Source organism: Planomonospora sp. ID67723 (genome assembly GCF_015711605.1).
In the GTDB taxonomy this organism is placed as follows: Bacteria; Actinomycetota; Actinomycetes; order Streptosporangiales; family Streptosporangiaceae; genus Planomonospora_A.
Genome location: NZ_JABTEZ010000001.1, coordinates 2548623 through 2566748 on the forward strand (window position 1 = coordinate 2548623; position 18126 = coordinate 2566748).

The window sequence follows — 18126 nt, forward strand, 5'->3', positions numbered from 1 at the left end:
CGCTAGATGAAGTTTTAAAACCATATTCAACAGAAACAGTCCCCGAGACCTGGAGGCCGCGATGTCTCTCACCATCCTGTTCATGCCGGAGAGCGCCTACGGGCCGACGAACAACTGCATCGGCATCGGCGACATTCTGCGCAAGCGCGGTCACCGGGTCGTCTTCGCGGCGGAGGCGTCGTGGAAGGGCAAGCTGGAGGCGCTCGGTTTCGAGGAGGACCTGGTCGACCTCGCCCCCCCGTCGGAGGAGGAGCAGGACGCGGGGCAGTTCTGGAAGGACTTCATCCGGGACACCGCCCCCGAATACCGTAAGACGACGGCCGAGCAGCTGGAGACGGTGACCAAGCCGATCTGGGACGCTCTCATCGACGGCGTGAAGTACTGCGAACCGCAGCTCAAGGCGATTATCGAGCGCGTTCAGCCGGATGTCATCGTCGAGGACAACGTCATCACTTTCCCGGCGCTTCTCACCGCGGGCAAGCCGTTCGTCAGGATCGTCTCCTGCAATCCGCTGGAGATCCGCGGAGAGAATGCGCCTCCGGTCTTCTCCGGCCTTCCGGCCGACGACCGCTCCGAATGGCAGGCGTTCCGCGCCGAGTACGACCGCACCCACCGCGAGATCTGGACCGCGTTCAACGAATGGTGCGTCGCCCAGGGCACCGCGCCCCTGCCCGACCTGGACTTCATCCACGAGGGCGACCAGAACCTCTACGTCTTCCCCGAGATCGCCGACTACACCGGCATCCGCCCGCTGGGCGCCAACTGGCACCGCCTGGACTCCTCCGTCCGCGAGACCGACGAGGGCTTCGAGCTGCCGGAGTCGCTCGGCGGCGAGGGCGCGCTGGTCTACTTCTCGCTCGGCTCGCTGGGTTCGGCCGACGTGGAGCTCATGCAGCGGGTGATCGACATCCTGGCCACCACCCCGCACCGCTTCATCGTCTCCAAGGGCCCGCTGCACGAGGAGATCAAGCTCGCCGACAACATGTGGGGCGCCGAGTTCGTCCCGCAGACGAAGGTCCTCCCGATGGTGGACCTGGTCATCACGCACGGCGGCAACAACACCACCACCGAGTCGCTGCACTTCGGCAAGCCGATGATCCTGCTGCCCCTCTTCTGGGACCAGTACGACAACGCCCAGCGCATGCACGAGCTCGGCTACGGCGTGCGCCTGGCGACCTACTCCTTCACCGGCGAGGAGCTGACCGGCGCGCTGGAGCGGCTTCTGGGCGACACCGGGCTGCGTGAGCGCCTGGCCGCGGCCGGAGAGGAGATCCGCCGCCGCGACGGCCTCCGCAAGGCCGCCGACCTGATCGAGCAGGCCGGCGCCTGACGTTTCCGAGCACGAACGAGGACGTTCCATGAGCAAGTTGATCAACCCGGCGACCGGCGAACTCGTCGCCGAGGCCGCCGCCACGCCGCTCGCCGGGGTGGCGGCGGCCGTACGGCGGGCCCGGACGGCGTTCGCGGAGTGGAGCGCGGCGACCCCGGCCGAGCGGGCCAGGGTGCTGCTGCGCCTGGCCGACCTCGTCGAGGCCGACGCCGAGGAGCTGACCCGGCTGGAGGTGACCGAGACCGGCAAGCCCGCGGCGGTGTTCCGCGACGGCGAACTGCCCTTCGCGGTCGACAACCTCCGCTTCTTCGCCGGGGCGGCCCGCTCGCTGGACGGCACCGGGGCGGGGGTGTTCAGCTCCGGCTACACCTCGGTGCTGGTCCGCCGCCCGGTCGGCGTCGTCGCCTCGATCGCCCCGTGGAACTTCCCGCTCGTGATGGCGGTCTGGAAGGTCGGCCCCGCGCTCGCCGCGGGCAACGCGGTGGTGATCAAGCCCGCGCCGCGGACGCCGGGCACCACGCTCCGGCTGGCCGAGCTGTTCGCCCGCGCCGGCGCGCCGGACGGGCTGCTCCAGGTCGTGCTCGGCGACGCCGAGGCCGGCCAGGCGCTGGTCACCGACCCGGGTGTGGACATGGTGAGCGTCACCGGCTCCACCGAGACCGGCCGCGCCGTCATGCGCGGGGCCGCGGGCGCGCTGAAGCGGGTCCACCTGGAGCTCGGCGGCAAGGCCCCGGCGCTGGTCTTCGGCGACGCGGACCTGGCCGAGATGGCCAGGGGCGTGGCGCTGGGCGCGACCTACAACACCGGCCAGGACTGCACCGCCGCCACGCGTGTCTACATCGCCCGGGAGGTGTACGGCGAGGCCGTCGAAGCGCTTCACGCCACGCTGGCGGGGATCACGGCGGGCGACCCCTGGGACCCGGCCACCGACATCGGCCCGCTGATCTCCGCCGGGCACCGGGACCGGGTGCACGGCTTCGTCGAGCGCGCGGTGGCCTCGGGCGCCGCGGTGCTGTGCGGCGGCGCTCCGGGGGAGGGGCCCGGCTTCTTCTACCCGCCGACGCTGGTCGACGGGGCCCGACAGGACAGCGAGATCGTCCAGGGCGAGATCTTCGGCCCGGTGCTGGTGACCCTGCCCTTCGACGGTGAGGAGGAGGCGGTACGGCTGGCCAACGACACCCCCTACGGGCTGGCCTCCTCCGTCTGGTCCCGGGACGTGTCCCGGGCGCTGCGCGTCTCGCACCGCCTCGACGTGGGCGTGACCTGGGTCAACGACCACCTGCCGATCGCCTCGGAGGCCCCGCACGGCGGGGTGAAGGGCAGCGGCTTCGGCAAGGACATGAGCCAGGAGGCGGTCCAGGAGTACTCGGTGACCCGCCATCTGATGATCAAACACCAGGCTCCGGAGGCGAGGGACTCGTTCCGGCCCGCATAGAACTGTCACCCATTACGGCACTTAAGTCCCTTTTGTAGGGATTTGTAGATATCTACTCCATTCGTAGTGACATAAAGGATGTGCTCAAATTGCTTCCGCCGCTTCCCTACTCGGCGAGGGGTTACGTAGGCCAGTGATGACCCAAGACCGCCGCACCCGTCGCATGGCAGGAGCGGGCAGCCGCCTGCTGCCGGCGAACTGGCGTGTGCGTCCCCGCCTGGTCGCGCTGATCCTTCTGCCGACCGCGGCGGCCGTACTGCTGAGCGGATTCCAGTTCACCACCGCGCTGTCCACCGCCACCGAGTACCGCCGGATGTCCGAGGTCGCCGCACTCGTCGAGGGACTCGGCACCCTCGCCCACGAGATGGCCGAGGAACGCGATCTCACCGCCTGGTACATCGCCGACAACCGCCGGGCCAGCCGGCTCACGCAGGTCCGCAAGCAGCGTGAGGTGGTCGACCGGGCCGGCACCGAGGTTCTGAAGGCGGTCGCCGCAGCCGGCGGGGAGGGGCACGCCGCCCGCGTCCGGAGCGAGGCCTCCCAGGTGCGCCGCTGGCTGCACGGACTCAACGGCCTGCGCAAACTGATCACCGAGGGGAGCGTGCTCCCCCGCGCGGCCCTCGGCATGTACTCGCGCATGATCGCCGACTTCGTCACCCTCCACGACGACCTCGGCCGCAGCGGCGGCGACGAGCGGCTGATCGCCGACGCCCTCGCCCTCGGCGCGCTGACCCGCGCCAAGGAGCAGGTCGCCAGGCAGCGGGGCATCCTGCTCGTCGCCCGGCTGGAGGGCGGTTTCGACTTCGACGACCCGGCCGACTTCCTGGGCGCGTACAAGAGCCAGCAGAGCGAGCTCTCCGCCTTCCAGGCGACCGCCTCCGCCGCCCAGATCAAGCGCCTGCGCGAGGCGGTCAGCGGCCCGAAGATCGACCGGGCCGACGCCACGCGCGCCCTCGTCATGTCGCGCATGCGCGAGAACAAGGGCCTGGGCAACGTGGGCATCCGGAGCTGGTTCGACGCCTCCAGCGCGACCGTGGACGGCATGCGGGCCGTCGAGCGCGACATGGCCGCCGCGGTGGTCGCGCGAAGCCAGGAGATGGAGTCCGCCGAGGAGCGCAGCGCCATGATCTCCGGTGGTGCGATCCTGGTCCTGCTGGTCCTGATCCTGTTCATCACCACCTGGGTGGCGGGCACGCTGGTGCGTCCGCTGCGCAGGCTGCGCAGTGAGGCGCTGGAGGTGGCCGGCAGCAAGCTGCCCGAGACCGTCCGCGTGCTGCGGGAGTCCGGTGAGGCGGCCGCACGGGTGGAGGTGCCCTCCATCGGCGTGCTGTCCCGTGACGAGATCGGGGAGGTCGCCCGGGCCTTCGACGAGGTCCACCGCGAGGCCGTACGGCTGGCGGGCGACGAGGCCCGGCTGCGGGCCAACGTCAACGCGATGTTCGTCAACCTCTCCCGGCGCACGCAGTCGCTCGTGGAGCGCCAGATCGACCTCATCGACGACCTGGAGCAGGGCGAGCAGGACGAGGACCGGCTGGCCAGCCTCTTCAAGCTGGACCACCTGGCCACCCGCATGCGCCGCAACTCCGAGAACCTGCTGGTCCTCGCCGGCCAGGAGCAGAGCCGCCGGTGGAGCGAGCCGGTCCCGCTGGGCGACGTGGTGCGGGCCTCGCTGTCGGAGGTCGAGAACTACGAACGGGTGACCCTCAGGGTCGAGTCCGGCACCTTGATCATCGGGCAGGCGGTCAACGACATCGTCCACCTGATCGCCGAGCTCGTCGAGAACGCGATCTTCTTCTCGCCGCAGGACACCAAGATCACGGTGACCAGCAACGGCAACGAGATGGGCAGCGTCATCGTGGCGGTCACCGACCAGGGCATCGGCATGAGCGACGAGGAGCTGGCCGAGGCCAACCGGCGCCTGGCCGAACCGCCCTCGGTGGACCTGTCGGTCTCCCGTCGCATGGGCCTGTTCGTGGTCGCCCGCCTGGCCCAGCGCCACGGCATCCGCGTCCAGCTCCGCCGTCCGGAGACCGGCGGGCTCAGCGCCGTCGTCCTGCTGCCCGCCCAGGTGGTCGCGCAGTCCATGGCGCCGCAGATGGCCCTGGCGGCCTCCGCCGTCCGGGCCCTGGCCCCCTCGCTCGACTCGGACCCGTTCGCCGAGGGCCTGCGGCCCGACCCGTTCGGATCGATGTCCTCGGCGGGTTCGTCCTTCGGCTCTCTCAGCTCCTTCGGTGGCCCTCCGCAGGGGGAGACCGGCCTCGCCGGTCCCTCGCCGGCGGGTCTCCCGCCGGTCGGGCGGCCCCGGGAGGAGCGTCCTCCCTTCGGGATGCCTCCGATGGAGGAGCGTCCTCCCTTCGGGATGCCTCCGATGGAGGACACGCCGTTCGGCACGCCTCCGGCGGTGCGGAACACCGCACCGCCTCCGCCCTCGGCCCCGGAGGCGCCGGCTCCTCCGCCGTCGGTCGCGGACCTGTGGTCCAAGCCGGTGGTGTCGGCCTCGGAGGTGGAGAGCCTGTGGTCCTCGCCCTTCACGTCGGTCGCGCCGCCGATGCCGCCGGCCCAGTCTCCGCCGGCGCAGTCCCTGCCGGTCCGCCCCCTTCCCGAACAGGCTCCGCCGAACTGGCCGGAGGTGCCGGCGGCGGACTCCTGGGCGCCGCACCGGTTCGAACAGGCCGAGAACACCCAGGCGCTGCCCGCGGTCGAGGTGCCGGTGACCGAGCCGGAGCCGGAGGAGTTCCTGCCGATCTTCGCCGCGGTGGGGTCCGACTGGTTCCGCAGCAGCGTCCCGGCGGACGGGCCGGGCTCCGGGCGGCCGGAGGGCGAGGGCGAAGCGGACCCGGCGCGGCCCGCGGCCGCATCCGCCGAGCCGCAGGCCTGGAACAGCACCCCGGCCGACCAGGGCTGGGCCGCCGCCGAGGCGGTCAGGAAGCCCGCGGAGGGCGGCCTGACCGGAGCGGGCCTGCCCAAGCGGGTGCCCAAGGCCAACCTGGTCCCCGGCGCGGCCCCCGCCTCGTCGGCCGCGCCGGTGGCTCCGATGCCGCCGGTCTCGGCCGAGCGGGTGCGCAATCGCCTGTCCAGTTTCCAGCAAGGCATACGGCAGGGCCGCGCTGAGATGAACGAGCGGTCCAACGCCGCCGAGGGAGAGAAGCAGTGAACCACCAACTCAGTCAGGCCGCCCGAGGTTTCAATTGGCTGATCACCGAGTTCGTCAAGGAGATGCCGGGTGTGGCCCACGCGGTGATCGTCTCCACGGACGGGTTGCCCCTGGCTTACTCGCAGGGGTTCCCGAAGGACCGCGCCGACCAGCTCGCCGCGATCACCGCCGGCATGGTCAGCCTGACCCAGGGGGCCGCCCGGGTCTTCGAGGGCGGCCCGGTCGTGCAGACCGTGATCGAGATGCAGCGGGGGCTCCTGCTGACCATGTCGATCAGCGACGGCTCCGCGCTCGCCGTACTGGCCTCGCCCGACTGTGACATGGGGCTGGTGGCCTACCAGATGACGCTCCTGGCGGAGCGCGCCGGACAGGCGCTGACTCCGGCCCTGCGCGCCGAGCTTCAGGCGTCGCAGCGGTAGGCGAACGTCACTCTGAAACTTCAGGACAACACCCGAAAAGGAGGGATAGCATCCGATGAACGAGCCGCCGCCTCAGGCCAAGAGCGGGCGGAATCGTCTGATTCGCCCGTACGCTGTCACCGGGGGAAGGACCGCTCCTCGGACGCAGCTCGCGCTCGAGGCGCTGGTCTCCTCGGCGACCGCTCCGGGTGTGGATTCCTCCATGCTCTCCACGGAGTATCAGGCGATCACCTCGTTGTGCCGGCAGATACGATCGGTCGCCGAGGTCTCGGCCATGCTGCACATGCCGCTGGGCGTGACCCGCGTGCTGATCGCGGACATGGCGGCGGAAGGCCTGGTGCAGATCCACCATCCGTCGCTGGATGCCGGAAAGCCGAACCTCAACTTGCTTGAAAGGGTGCTCAGTGGGCTTCGCAGGCTCTGACGCCGGGATGACGTCGACGAAGATCGTGGTCGCCGGCGGCTTCGGTGTCGGCAAGACGACCTTCGTCGGCGCGGTTTCCGAGATCATGCCGCTGACCACGGAAGCGGTCATGACGGAGGCCAGTTCGGGGGTCGACGACCTCTCGCAGATCCCGACGAAGCGGACCACCACGGTGGCGATGGACTTCGGCCGGGTCTCCCTGGACCGCGACCTGATCCTGTACCTGTTCGGTACACCGGGCCAGCACCGGTTCTGGTTCATGTGGGACGACCTGGTCAAGGGTGCGATCGGCGCGGTCGTGCTGGTCGACACCCGCCGCCTGGCCGACAGCTTCCCGGCGATCGACTACTTCGAGGAGGCCGGGCTGCCGTTCGTCGTCGCGCTCAACGGCTTCGACGGCGACCACCTCCACGGCACGGAGGAGGTGCGGGAGGCTCTGACGATCTCCCCGCACATCCCGATCGTGCGGACCGACGCGCGCTCCCGCGACGCGGTGAAGTCGACCCTGATCACCCTGGTCGAGCACGTCCTCACCATCCGCGTCTGATCCGCGCCGTCCTGGGGCCCGGCCGTGGCCGGAGCGCCCGGGACGGCACGGATCGGCCGGCTCAGCCGCCGGAGCCTGCGACGATCGTCTTGGCGTCGATCGCGGTCTCGAGATACTTCTGCTCCAGCATCACGTCGGCGACGCGCTGCAGCCGCTGCGGGTCCAGGCCGGTCGGGAACGTGCCCAGCCTGATGGCCGCCGCGGTCGCCGCGTCGATCTTGGTGTAGGTGGGCAGGACCTCCTCGACGGCCTTGCGGTCGGCGGCGACGATCTGCTGAGCCTTGGCCACCGCGCGCTGGAAGGCGGCCAGCGTCTTCGGATACTTCTCGGTGAAGTCGGAGGTGGCGGAGAGTCCTGCGATCGGGAAGCCGGCCAGCGGGCCGGTCATCGTGTCGGCGATCTTCCTGGCGCCGATGTCCTTCGCCGCGCCGGTCAGGAACGGCTCGGTCGTCCAGGCGGCGTCGATCTGGCCCTTCTGCAGCGCCCCGCTCATGTTCGGCAGCGGTAGCTCGACGAACTGCACGTCCTCGGCGGTGAGCCCGCCCGCCTTCAGCGTCGCGGTGACGGCCAGGGTGCCGATGTTGTTGAGGGTGTTGACCGCGATCTTCTTGCCCTTCAGATCGGCGACCGAGGAGATGGCGGAGTCCTTGGCGGCGATGATGTTGAAGACGTCGGGCCCGGCCTGGTAGAGGTCGGTGATGATCTTGATCTTGTTGCCCCTCCCGGCGGCGATGAACGCCGAGACGTAGTTGGTCATGCTGACGTCCAGGGTGCCGCTGAGCAGCGAGGGGATCGCCGCCGCCCCGCCCTGGATGATCTCCGTCTTCACGCTCAGGCCCTCCTCCTTGAAGAAGCCCCTCTGCTGGGCGATGAAGACGGCGGAGTTGTCGGGGACGGGGAGGACGCCGACCGTGATCTCCGTCTTCTCCGGCCCGGCGGCTTTGTCGCCTCCGGCGGCGGGCGGGGACTCCGTACCGCTGCACGCGGCGAGTGCGGACAGGGCGATGATCCCGATCGCGGCGCGAACGCGGCGGCTGATCCTCATGGCTCTCCTTGGCTGTGGGTCGCGCCGCCGGGGTCCGGCGAATCGCGCCATCCGGTGGGGGCGGGCCGACGGCGGATCAGCGTAGCCCCAAGTCGGCAGCGGATCACAGGTGCTTTTTTGTCATATGGGACGCTTGCTCCGGGCTTCAGCGTGACGATGACGCCGCCGGGCGGAGAATGCGGGGATAGGCCGAGCTGGAAGGCATGGGGGCCTCTTCCGGCCTCCGGTTCCTGAATCCGCCTGTAGTTCCGCCGCGCGCCGGTCATGGGCGCGGAGAAATATGATCATTCGAGTCGGGGCGGACCGTTCCGCGACGCGTGGCCGGCAATCCCGCGTGAACCGGAATCGCGCGAGGCGGGCGACGGGGTGGAGGCGTTCGCCGTCACCTGAAGCCGGATTGAATTTCGGTCGCTTTAAATCACTGTTATCTTCCTTCCTTATGTGCGGCGCCCTGGAGGGGCCGTGGCCGTAAAGCGGAAACCGTTCAAGCACCGTTACGATCGCGACGATCGATTTGTTTCGAATCCGCGATATGTATCGGGGGAGCGCATGCACGTTCTGGTCATCGGCGGCGGCATCGGCGGCCTCACCACCGCGCTCAGCCTGCACGCCGCCGGGATCGGGTGCACGGTCGCCGAGTCCGCAGGGAAACTGCGCCCCCTCGGGGTGGGAATCAACATCCAGCCCCACGCGGTCAGGGAGCTCACCGAACTCGGCCTGGCCGAACGGCTCGCCGGAATCGGCGTCGCCACCAGCTTCCAGACCTACACCGACCGCTTCGGCGGCACCATCCTCGCCCTGCCCCGGGGCAGGGCGGCGGGCTACCGCTGGCCGCAGTACTCCGTCCACCGGGGCGTGCTCCAGATGCTGCTGCTCGACGCGGTGCGCGAGCGGCTCGGCCCGGCGGCGGTGCGGACCGGGCTGCGCTTCGAGGACGTCGCCGAGAAGCCGGAGGGGGTCGTCGCCTCGCTCCGGGACGTCCGTACCGGCGAGCCGCTCGAACTCGTCTCCGACGTGCTGGTCGGCGCCGACGGCGTGCACTCGGCCGTGCGGGCGCGTCTCCATCCCGGCGGCGGGCCGCTGCTGTGGTCCGGGGTGCGGATGTGGCGCGGGATCACCGAGAGCGAGCCGTTCCTCGACGGGAGCACGCTGGCCGTCGCGGGCTCGAACCGGTCGTGCAAGTTCGTGGCCTATCCCGTCTCGGCCGACCGCCGGCAGATCAACTGGGTCGCGGAGGTGAAGGTGGGCGACGGCGGGGAGGTTCCGGCCGCCGACTGGTCCCGCGAGGGGAGCCTGGAGGACGTCCTGCCGTACTTCGCCGGCTGGAAGTTCCCCTGGCTGGACGTGCCCGGCCTGCTCGCCGGGGCCGAGCGCATCCTGGAGTACCCGATGGTGGACCGGGACCCGCTGCCGTCATGGGGCCGGGGCCGGGTGACGCTGCTCGGCGACGCCGCCCACCCCATGTACCCGGTCGGATCCAACGGCGGCTCGCAGGCCGTGCTCGACGCGCGGGTGCTCGCGCGGTCCCTGGCGGCCCACGGGCCGGTCGAGGGCCTGGCCGCCTACGAGGAGGAGCGCAGGACGGCCACCACCCCGCTGGTCCTGGCCAACCGGGAGATGCCGATGGAACGGACCCTCGCGCTGGTGGAGGAGCGGGCACCGCTGGGGTTCGCGGACATCGCCGAGGTGCTCACCGCCGGCGAGCTGGCGGAGATGGCGGCCGGGCAGCAGAGGATCACCGACATGGACGTCAGGTTCCTCAACGACAGGGCCTCCTGGAGCGTCTCCTGAAGACGGGCGGCCGGGAGCATGAGACCTCCCGGCCCCGGTCTCGGCGAGGGGTCCTTCACACGGGCAGGGCCTCGATGATGCTGGATCCTCCGGTCAGCCCGATCTGACGGCTGAGGCGGAGCCCGGCCTTGCCGAGCAGCTCGCCGTACTCCGAGGTGCTCCGTTCCATGCCCTCGCCGAACAGGGCGAGCATCCGGATGTCGACGTCCTTGGAGATGTGGCGGCCGTCGTCGTCCGGAACCACGAACTCCACCAGCAGGACCCTGCCGTCCTCCGCCATGGCGTCCCGCACGTTGCACAGGATCCGCACCGCGTCCTCGTCGGACCAGTTGTGGATCACGCTGCCCAGCATGTAGGCGTCGGCCCCGGCGGGAACGGAGACGAAGAAGTCGCCGCCGACGAATCCGCACCGGTCTTCAAGACCGGCCTCCGCCATGAGCGTCCGCGCGCCCGGGACCACCTCTTCTTGGTCGAAGAGCACTCCGCGGACGTTTGAATGCCGCTTCAGGACGGCCGCCAGCACGTGTCCCCTGCCCCCGGCCACGTCGACCAGGGTGCGCACGCCGGAGAAGTCGTAGCGGCCGGCCACGGCCTCGGCGAACGGCGTCGCCCGGGCGACCATGTAGTCGTCGAACAGCCGCCCGGCCCCGGGGTTCTCCTTGAGGTAGCCGTACAGCGGGCCGAACCGCTCGACGAAGGCCGACCTGCCCTCGCGCACGGTCCGGGGCACCGTGCCCATGCCGTACCAGAACCCCGTCTCGGCGATCATCCGTACGGCGGGCCGCAGCGAGGCGGGCGCGTCGGTGCGGAGGGTGGCACCGGCCTCGGTCAGCTCGTAGACGCCGGGTCCCACCGTCCGCACCATGCCCATCGAGGCCAGTTGCCTGAGCACCCGGCCCAGCGAGGGGGCGTGCGCACCGCACCGCCGGGCCAGCTCCTCGACGTTCAGCGGCTCCTCGGCCAGGTGGTCCGCGCAGCCCAGCTCGGCCATCGTGGCCAGGGCGGCGAAGCGGGAGACCCCGCCGATCGCGTCCCAGACGGGTCCCTGCGGGTCGCTCATCCGCAATCCTCTCTCCGGTAAAAGGTTCGGGGCCTTCAGGAGGCCGCGGCCGGATGGCTGCGCATGCCGCGCACCAGCCGTCCGACCTCGGCGCGCAGGCGCACGAACTCGGGGTGTTCCCTGGTGGTGATCTGGTCGCGCGGTCCGGGAAGGCCGACCCGCAGGTCGCCGGCGATCCCGCCCGGCGACTTGGACAGCACCACGACGCGGTCGCCGACGTAGACGCTCTCGTCGATGTCGTGGGTGATGAGCAGGATGGTCATGTTGTGGTGGCCGCGGACCCGCAGGGTCAGGTCCTCCAGGTCCTCGCGGGTCTGGGCGTCCACGGAGCCGAAGGGCTCGTCCATCAGCAGCAGGGAGGGCCGGTAGGCCAGGGCGCGGGCGATGGACACGCGCTGCTGCATGCCGCCGGAGAGCTGCCACGGATACTTGGCGGCGGCGTCGGCCAGGCCGACCTGCTCCAGCGCGTCCATGGCCGACTCCCGGCGCTGCCGCTTGTCCTGGCCCCTGCGGCGCAGCGGCAGCGAGACGTTGTCGGCCACCGACATCCAGGGGAACAGGGAGCGGCTGTAGTCCTGGAAGACCACGGCGAGGTCGTCCGGTGTCTGGTTCACCGGGACGCCCTTGAGCAGGATCCTCCCCCCGGTGGGGGTGATGAGCCCGGCGACGGAGCGCAGCAGGGTGGACTTCCCGCATCCGGAGGGGCCGACGATGCACACCAGCTCGCCCTCGGCGACGCTCAGGTCGATGCCGCCGAGGGCGGTGTGCGCCGACGGGCCGCTGCCGTAGGTGTGGCTCAGGTTCGAGATCTCAAGCACAGCAGGTCCTCAGGTCGTCTGCTTGGCCGCGCGGTGCCAGGACAGGACGCGTCGCTCGGCCGCGAGGAAGACCGAGTTGAGCAGGTATCCCAGAACACCGAGCAGCACGATGGTGCCCCATACGGCGGGCAGGTCGAAGTCGCGCTGCGCACGCAGGAGCTGGTAGCCGATCCCGCTGGTGCTGGCCACCAGCTCGGAGATGACCATCAGGATCAGGGCCAGGGAGAGGCTGAGCCGCAGCCCGGCGAAGATCTTCGGCAGGGCGGAGGGCAGGATGACCCGCCACAGGCGCTGGCTCCGGGAGAGCCGGAAGACCCGGGCGGTCTCGATGTGCTGGCGGTCGACGGCGCGGGCGCCGTCGATGGTGTTGAGCAGGACCGGCCAGATCACGCCGAACACGATCGTGGCGAGCTGTGTCTGCGCGCCGAGCGAGAGCACCGCGATGAAGAACGGCAGCAGCATGGGCGGCGGGATGGCCCGGCCGAAGTGGATGAGCGGGTCCACGAAGCGGGACAGCGCCCTCGATCGGCCGATCATGATCCCCAGGGCGATGCCGGCGACCCCCGCCAGGGCCCATCCGGCGAACAGCCGGGCCAGGCTGGGCGGGAAGTTCTCCAGCACGAGGTCGGTCAGCCAGAGCTGGGAGGCCGGACCTGTCAGCCACATCTCCCGCATCGTCACCGCGATCACGCTGGGCGGCGGGAAGAAGCCGGAGTCCGACAGCCGGGTGACGAGCTCCCACAGGAGCACGACGACGGGAACCAGCCACAGCCGGGCGATCACGCGCATCACCGGGCTCCCTCCGCGCGTGCGGTGTGCCACCGGAAAAGCCGCCGTTCGGCTCCGATGAACAGACTGTTGGTCACGATGCCGAGCATTCCGGCCCACACGGTGGCGGCGAGGATGTACTCCAGCCCGTCGAAGCTGCTGCCGGCCTCGACGACGTAGGTCCCGATCCCGGAGGATCCGCCGCCGATCAGCTCGGCGCTGATCGCCAGGATGAGCGCGACGCCGGCGGCCAGCCGGACCCCGGTGGCGATGAACGGGGCCGTGCTGGGCAGGGAGACCCGCCACAGGACGGCCAGCGGGCCGAAACCGAAGCTTCGCAGGGTCTCCTTGGCGACTGGGTCGACTTCCAGCAGGCCGTACATCGTGTTGATGAGCACCGGCCAGCAGGAGGCGTAGAAGATCACCGCGATCTTCATGTCGAGCCTGTCGGGGAAGAGCAGGATCGCCAGCGGGATGAGCGCGACCGAGGGGATCGGCCGGAGGAACTCGATCAGCGGCCGCACCGCGGCCTCGACCCGGGGAAGGCTGCCGAGCGCGAGCCCGGCCGGGACCGTGACGGCCACGGTGAGCAGGAGCCCGAGGGCCCAGGCCTGCATCGTGGCGGCCACGTCGGCGAGGAACTCCCCGTCCGTGGCGAGCTCGACCGTCCGGGCCAGGATCGTCGAAGCCAGAGGAAGGACGGCCGGGTCGACGAGGCCGGCCCGGCCGGCCAGTTCAGCGGCGGCGAGCAGCCCCGCGACGCCCAGGGCGCCGCAGAGCACTCGGCTGCCGGCGACGCTGCTGATCACCCGTCGGAACCGACGAGGAGCGTCTTGGCGTCGATCGGGCTCTTGAGGTACTGGTGCTCCACCATCAGGTCCGCGACGCGCTGCAGGCGCTGCTCGTTGATGCTGGTCGGGAAGGTGCCGAGGGTGATGACCGCGGCGGTCTCAGCGTTGATCTTGGTGTAGGACGGCAGGATCTGCTCGACCACCTTGCGGTCGGAGGCGGCGAGCTGCTGGGCCTTGGCCAGGGCGCGCTGGATCGCGGCGACGGTCTTGGGGTTCTTCTCGGCGAAGTCGGCGGTGACGGCGAGGCCGGCGATGGGGAAGTCGGCCATCGGGCCGGTCATCGTGTCGGCGATCTTCTTGGCGCCGAACTCCTTCTGCGCGCCCGTCAGGAACGGCTCGGTCATCCAGGCGGCGTCCACGTCGCCCTTCTGCAGCGCCGGGGTCATGTTCGGGAAGGGCAGCTCGACGAACTCCACGTCGTCGGCGGTCAGGCCGTTGACCTTGAGGGTCGCGGTGACGGCCAGGGTGCCGATGTTGCTGAGGGTGTTGACGGCGATCTTCTTGCCCTTGAGGTCGGCCACGGAGGCGATGGGGGAGTCCTTGGCGGCCATGAGGTTGAAGACGTTCGGCCCGGCCTGGTAGAAGTCCGTGACGATCTTGAGCTTGTTGCCCTTCTCGGAGGCGACGAAGGTGGAGACGTAGTTGGTCATCGTCGCGTCGAGGGTGCCGCTGATCAGGCCCGGGATCGCCGCGGCGCCGCCGGTGATGACCTCCGGCTTGATCGTGAGGCCCTCCTCCTTGAAGAAGCCCTTCTCGTTGGCGATGTAGACGGCCGCGTCGTCGGGGATGGGGAGCAGCCCGATGGTGAGCGTCGTCTTCTCCGGCCCGTCGCCTCCGGCCGCGGCGGCCGTGGTCTCGGGGTCCGAGCCGCCGCACGCGGCGAGCGACAACATCGCGGCGAGGCCGACGACAGCTGCCCGGCTCGCAAGCCTGAACCTCATGGGGGGTCTCCTTAGCTGCTTTCGATCGTCCGGGCCGGATCTCGCCGAACATCATTCGGATGGCATGGAGATCGCCCCGGGATGCACATGTCATAGGGGTATGCCGACCGCGGATCAGAGTAGCGGAGAAGATCGACCAAATTACAAATATCGGCCTTATGGGCCAAATAGGTCATAATCGGACTTACTTACCGCGCACCTGCAAACGCATGATGGCTGGGGTTTGTCTAGTGCCCGGCCAAAGGGGTGTCAAGAGAACGTTCTCTCGATTCGCGCGACGGGCTCACGAGGCGAATGTCCACTTAAGTGCGATGTGGGCGATTACAGATGAATTGTGACTCATGCGCTATTGGCCGAAGTCATCCGCCTGTGCTCCAATAACCCCTACCCCATGGATGCGTCGGCGTCACTCACACCTTTCCGTGACGCGATCCCCTCCAAGCAGACGATCCGAGGAGAGGCAGCGGAGGCCAGTGAGGACAGCGTCAATCCCCACCGAACGCGGAAACGGGTGGGTGCCCGCCCGGGACGACGGTCAGGGGGCGCCGCCGGAGGGCGGTCAGATTCCGGATCCCAAGGGGAGGGGAGTCGGAAGGAAAGGCGGGAAGCTCGCGCTCAGGAACTGGCGGGTGCGCTCGCGGCTGGTGGCGCTCATCGCCATCCCGACCGCCGCCGCGATCGTCCTGGGCGTGCTCCGGGTCGTCACCGCCATCGGCACGGCCGCCGAGTACGAGCAGGTGCGCACGACCGCGGAGCTGGCCGCCGACCTGAGCGATCTGGTGCACGGGCTCCAGCTCGAACGCGACCTCAGCGCCCGGTTCGTCGCGCAGGGCCGGCCGCAGGCCGGCCGGCAGCGGCTGAAGGACCAGTACGACGTCGTCGACAAGCTGGCCAAGTCCGTCTCGGACAGGATCGACATCCTGGTCGGCGGCGGCGACTTCGCCGACCGCGAGCGGGAGCAGATCGCCCGGATGGGCAGTCGCATCACCGAGCTTCCCAGCATGCGGACCACCGCGACCGACACCTCGCTGCCTCCGCTGCCGATGATCAACGTCTACTCGGAGGCGATCCGCGAGTTCCTGGTGATCCACGACGAGATCATCCAGGGTGACGCCGACCAGGAGCTCAGCGGCAGCGCCTCCGCTTTCGCCGCCCTGGGCAGGGCGAAGGAGCAGGCGTCGCAGGAGCGGGCCAACCTCGCCGTCGCGCTGGTCGGCAAGAGTTTCACCCCTGAGGGCCTCGACGCCTTCATCGCGGCGCGCGCGCAGCGCGACAGCGAACTCGCGGTCTTCCGCGCCGAGGCCTCGCTCGCCCAGCGCCAGTTCTACGACGACACCGTCACCGGGCAGAAGATCGACCGTGCGGAGTTCATCCGCCTGCGCGCGCTCGCGCTGGCCGCCGAGGGCGCCCCGCTGGTGCGCGTCAACGCGAGCGGCACGGGCTCCGGCGACCAGACGGTCTGGTTCGACGCCTCCTCCGAGGCCGTCGATCGGATGCGCGTGGTGGAGAAGTCGATCGCCAACACCGTCATCGCGCAGAGCCGCGCCTTCCAGGAGTCCGAGCAGCGCGGCGCCCTGATCGCCGGCGGCCTGACCGCACTGCTGCTCCTGCTGGTCCTCGCCATCACCGTGGTCGTGGCCCGCTCGCTGGTCAAGCCGCTGCGCACGCTGCGCACAGAGGCGCTGTCCATCGCCGGCAGCCGCCTGCCGGAGACCGTGCAGGCCATGCGCGAGAGCGGCGAGGTCACCGCCAAGGAGGTCCCCCCGATCGGGGTGGTCTCCGACGACGAGATCGGCGAGGTGGCCCGGGCCTTCGACGAGGTCCACCGCGAGGCCGTACGGCTGGCGGGCGAGGAGGCGTCGCTGCGAAGCAACGTCAACGCCATGTTCGTCAACCTCTCCCGCCGCAGCCAGACCCTGGTCGAGCGCCAGTTGGCGCTCATCGAGAGCCTGGAGCAGGGCGAGCAGGACGAGAACCGGCTCGGCAGCCTGTTCCGCCTCGACCACCTGGCCACCCGCATGCGCCGCAACAGCGAGAACCTCCTGGTCCTCGCCGGGCAGGAGCCCGCGCGCCGGTGGAGCCAGCCCATCCCGCTGATCGACGTGGTCCGAGCCTCCCTGTCGGAGGTCGAGAGCTACGAGCGGGTGGAGCTGCGGCTCTCCGGCGGGGTCTCGGTGGCCGGCACGTCCGTCAACGACGTCGTGCACCTGATCGCCGAGCTGGTGGAGAACGCGATCTCCTTCTCCCCCCGGGAGACGAAGGTCGTCGTGTCGAGCAACCGCATCGACGGCGGCGGCGTGATGATCTCGGTGACCGACCTCGGCATCGGCATGACGGGGGAGGAGCTCGCGCAGGCGAACTGGCGGCTGGCCAACCCCCCGGTCGTGGACGTCTCGGTCTCCCGCCGCATGGGCCTGTTCGTGGTCGGCCGCCTCGCGCTGCGGCACGGCATCCGGGTACAGCTCCGCCAGCAGGACAGCGGCGGCCTGACCGCCATGGTGCTGCTCCCGGAGAACCTGCTCGCCACCGTCGGCGGTCAGATGCCCGGGATGCAGATGCCCGGGATGCAGCCCGGCCCGCAGAGCGGCGACTGGGGCGCGGCCCCGTCCTCGATGCCCTCGATGCCCTCGGCGTCCTCGTTCCCCTCGATGGACCGGCCGCCGGTGCTGACCAGCCCGGTCTCCCTGGACGCGGCCCGGCCCGCGTTCTCCTCCTTCGAAGCGGCCCGGCAGGACTTCAACTCCTTCGACGCGGGGCAGGGGGCCGCTTCCTTCCAGTCCTTCTCCGGGGGCGGAGGTTTCGGCCAGGCCCCGGTCGACACCCCCTGGCCGGGCCACGTGCCCGCACCCGGATCCGGTCCCGGCTGGCCGAACACCTTCACGGAGGAGCCGGGGCCCTCCTGGCCGACGGGGCCGATGCGCGGCGACAGCGGAGCGTGGCCGGACCCCTCGGCCGTGCCGCCGGGGTCGCGCCGGTTCGCCTCCGAGGCGGACAGCACGGGCCCGCTGCCCGTCGTACACGACTCCTTCCCCCTGGAGGAGGAGCGGGAGGAGTTCCTGCCGATCTTCGCGGCGGTGGAGTCCGACTGGTTCAAGAAGGCCGAGCCCTACGAGCCCTCCCCGGCCCCGGCGTCCGCGCCGCAGGACCGCAGCGAGGACTTCCGGGAGACCACGACGGTCCAGGCCCCGGTGAAGCCGGACGCCTGGTCCTCTCCCGCGGATGCGGGCTGGCAGGCGGCCCGGGCGGCGAGCGAGCCGACGCTCGGCGGGCTCACCGGATCCGGGCTGCCCAAGCGGGTGCCCAAGGCGAACCTGGTGCCCGGCGCGGCCCCCTCCGACCCGGCGGGCGCCCCCCAGGCGCACGCCCCGCGGCCGGTCGTCTCCCCGGACGCGGTGCGCAACCGGCTGGCGAGCTTCCAGCGGGGAGTACGGCAGGGCAGGGCGGTGGCCAAGGGCGAGATCGGCGAGGACCAGACGTATCCCGGCCCCGCGTGGGGCGCCGGAACAGACAGGGAGAACCGGTGAGCTGTCCGGCAGGATCGGC

The 18126-nt window shown here is 70.5% G+C and carries 14 protein-coding genes; 8 read left to right on the forward strand and 6 right to left on the reverse strand.

All coding sequences use genetic code 11. The annotated features are described in order from the left end of the window. Positions 1-61: 61 nt before the first annotated feature. The 6 genes from HS041_RS11860 (at position 62) to HS041_RS11885 (ending at position 7309) form a co-directional block, all read left to right on the forward strand. Positions 62-1330, forward strand: a complete 1269-nt coding sequence (locus HS041_RS11860; RefSeq protein ID WP_196440514.1) for a glycosyltransferase — start codon at positions 62-64, stop codon at positions 1328-1330. Positions 1331-1358: 28 nt separating this feature from the next. After that, positions 1359-2765, forward strand: coding sequence for an aminobutyraldehyde dehydrogenase (locus tag HS041_RS11865; RefSeq protein WP_196440515.1), 1407 nt, complete (start codon positions 1359-1361; stop codon positions 2763-2765). 136 nt (positions 2766-2901) lie between these two features. After that, positions 2902-5919 carry a sensor histidine kinase gene (locus HS041_RS11870; protein WP_196440516.1) on the forward strand — a complete coding sequence of 1006 codons (3018 nt, stop codon included), beginning with the start codon at positions 2902-2904 and terminating at the stop codon, positions 5917-5919. Beyond that, a complete protein-coding gene (locus HS041_RS11875; RefSeq protein WP_196440517.1) occupies positions 5916-6338 on the forward strand; it encodes a roadblock/LC7 domain-containing protein in 423 nt (140 codons plus the stop codon). The genes HS041_RS11870 and HS041_RS11875 overlap by 4 nt, the downstream gene beginning before the upstream one ends. 55 nt (positions 6339-6393) lie before the next feature. After that, entirely contained in the window at positions 6394-6762 is a 369-nt protein-coding gene (locus HS041_RS11880) for a DUF742 domain-containing protein (protein WP_196440518.1), read from the forward strand. Between the two features lie 7 nt (positions 6763-6769). Further along, a complete protein-coding gene (locus tag HS041_RS11885) occupies positions 6770-7309 on the forward strand; it encodes a GTP-binding protein (RefSeq protein WP_184945481.1) in 540 nt (179 codons plus the stop codon). Between the two features lie 61 nt (positions 7310-7370). Here HS041_RS11885 and HS041_RS11890 read toward each other — a convergent pair whose 3' ends face one another. Next, complete coding sequence (locus HS041_RS11890) at positions 7371-8354, reverse strand: ABC transporter substrate-binding protein (RefSeq protein WP_196440519.1); 984 nt, start codon at positions 8352-8354, stop codon at positions 7371-7373. 549 nt (positions 8355-8903) lie between these two features. On the opposite strand from HS041_RS11890, the gene HS041_RS11895 reads away from it, so the two are divergent. Further along, positions 8904-10145: a flavin-dependent oxidoreductase gene (locus tag HS041_RS11895; RefSeq protein WP_196440520.1), complete on the forward strand. Its 1242-nt coding sequence runs from the start codon at positions 8904-8906 to the stop codon at positions 10143-10145. Positions 10146-10200: 55 nt separating this feature from the next. Here the strand turns inward: HS041_RS11895 and HS041_RS11900 are convergent, their stop codons facing one another. Genes HS041_RS11900 through HS041_RS11920 form a run of 5 tightly spaced genes read right to left on the reverse strand, consistent with a single transcriptional unit; the run spans position 10201 to position 14583 of the window. Beyond that, complete coding sequence (locus tag HS041_RS11900; protein WP_196440521.1) at positions 10201-11205, reverse strand: methyltransferase; 1005 nt, start codon at positions 11203-11205, stop codon at positions 10201-10203. Positions 11206-11240: 35 nt separating this feature from the next. Further along, positions 11241-12023, reverse strand: a complete 783-nt coding sequence (locus tag HS041_RS11905) for an ABC transporter ATP-binding protein (RefSeq protein ID WP_196440522.1) — start codon at positions 12021-12023, stop codon at positions 11241-11243. Positions 12024-12032: 9 nt separating this feature from the next. Then, complete coding sequence (locus tag HS041_RS11910) at positions 12033-12812, reverse strand: ABC transporter permease (RefSeq protein ID WP_196440523.1); 780 nt, start codon at positions 12810-12812, stop codon at positions 12033-12035. Then, positions 12812-13600 carry an ABC transporter permease gene (locus HS041_RS11915; RefSeq protein ID WP_307845251.1) on the reverse strand — a complete coding sequence of 263 codons (789 nt, stop codon included), beginning with the start codon at positions 13598-13600 and terminating at the stop codon, positions 12812-12814. The genes HS041_RS11910 and HS041_RS11915 overlap by 1 nt, the downstream gene beginning before the upstream one ends. Next, positions 13597-14583, reverse strand: a complete 987-nt coding sequence (locus tag HS041_RS11920) for an ABC transporter substrate-binding protein (RefSeq protein ID WP_196440524.1) — start codon at positions 14581-14583, stop codon at positions 13597-13599. The genes HS041_RS11915 and HS041_RS11920 overlap by 4 nt, the downstream gene beginning before the upstream one ends. A 629-nt stretch (positions 14584-15212) precedes the next feature. Here HS041_RS11920 and HS041_RS11925 point away from each other — a divergent pair. Further along, a complete protein-coding gene (locus HS041_RS11925; protein WP_196440525.1) occupies positions 15213-18107 on the forward strand; it encodes a sensor histidine kinase in 2895 nt (964 codons plus the stop codon). The last annotated feature ends 19 nt before the right edge of the window (positions 18108-18126 follow it).

Excerpts from the sequence above, each read along its gene's own strand:
- HS041_RS11860 (WP_196440514.1), top strand. The coding sequence starts at position 62 with ATGTCTCTCACCATCCTGTTCATGCCGGAGAGCGCCTACGGGCCGACG.
- HS041_RS11865 (WP_196440515.1), top strand. The coding sequence starts at position 1,359 with ATGAGCAAGTTGATCAACCCGGCGACCGGCGAACTCGTCGCCGAGGCC.
- HS041_RS11885 (WP_184945481.1), top strand. The coding sequence starts at position 6,770 with ATGACGTCGACGAAGATCGTGGTCGCCGGCGGCTTCGGTGTCGGCAAG.
- HS041_RS11895 (WP_196440520.1), top strand. The coding sequence starts at position 8,904 with ATGCACGTTCTGGTCATCGGCGGCGGCATCGGCGGCCTCACCACCGCG.
- HS041_RS11920 (WP_196440524.1), bottom strand. The coding sequence starts at position 14,583 with ATGAGGTTCAGGCTTGCGAGCCGGGCAGCTGTCGTCGGCCTCGCCGCG.
- HS041_RS11890 (WP_196440519.1), bottom strand. The coding sequence starts at position 8,354 with ATGAGGATCAGCCGCCGCGTTCGCGCCGCGATCGGGATCATCGCCCTG.
- HS041_RS11880 (WP_196440518.1), top strand. The coding sequence starts at position 6,394 with ATGAACGAGCCGCCGCCTCAGGCCAAGAGCGGGCGGAATCGTCTGATT.
- HS041_RS11910 (WP_196440523.1), bottom strand. The coding sequence starts at position 12,812 with ATGCGCGTGATCGCCCGGCTGTGGCTGGTTCCCGTCGTCGTGCTCCTG.
- HS041_RS11900 (WP_196440521.1), bottom strand. The coding sequence starts at position 11,205 with ATGAGCGACCCGCAGGGACCCGTCTGGGACGCGATCGGCGGGGTCTCC.
- HS041_RS11870 (WP_196440516.1), top strand. The coding sequence starts at position 2,902 with ATGACCCAAGACCGCCGCACCCGTCGCATGGCAGGAGCGGGCAGCCGC.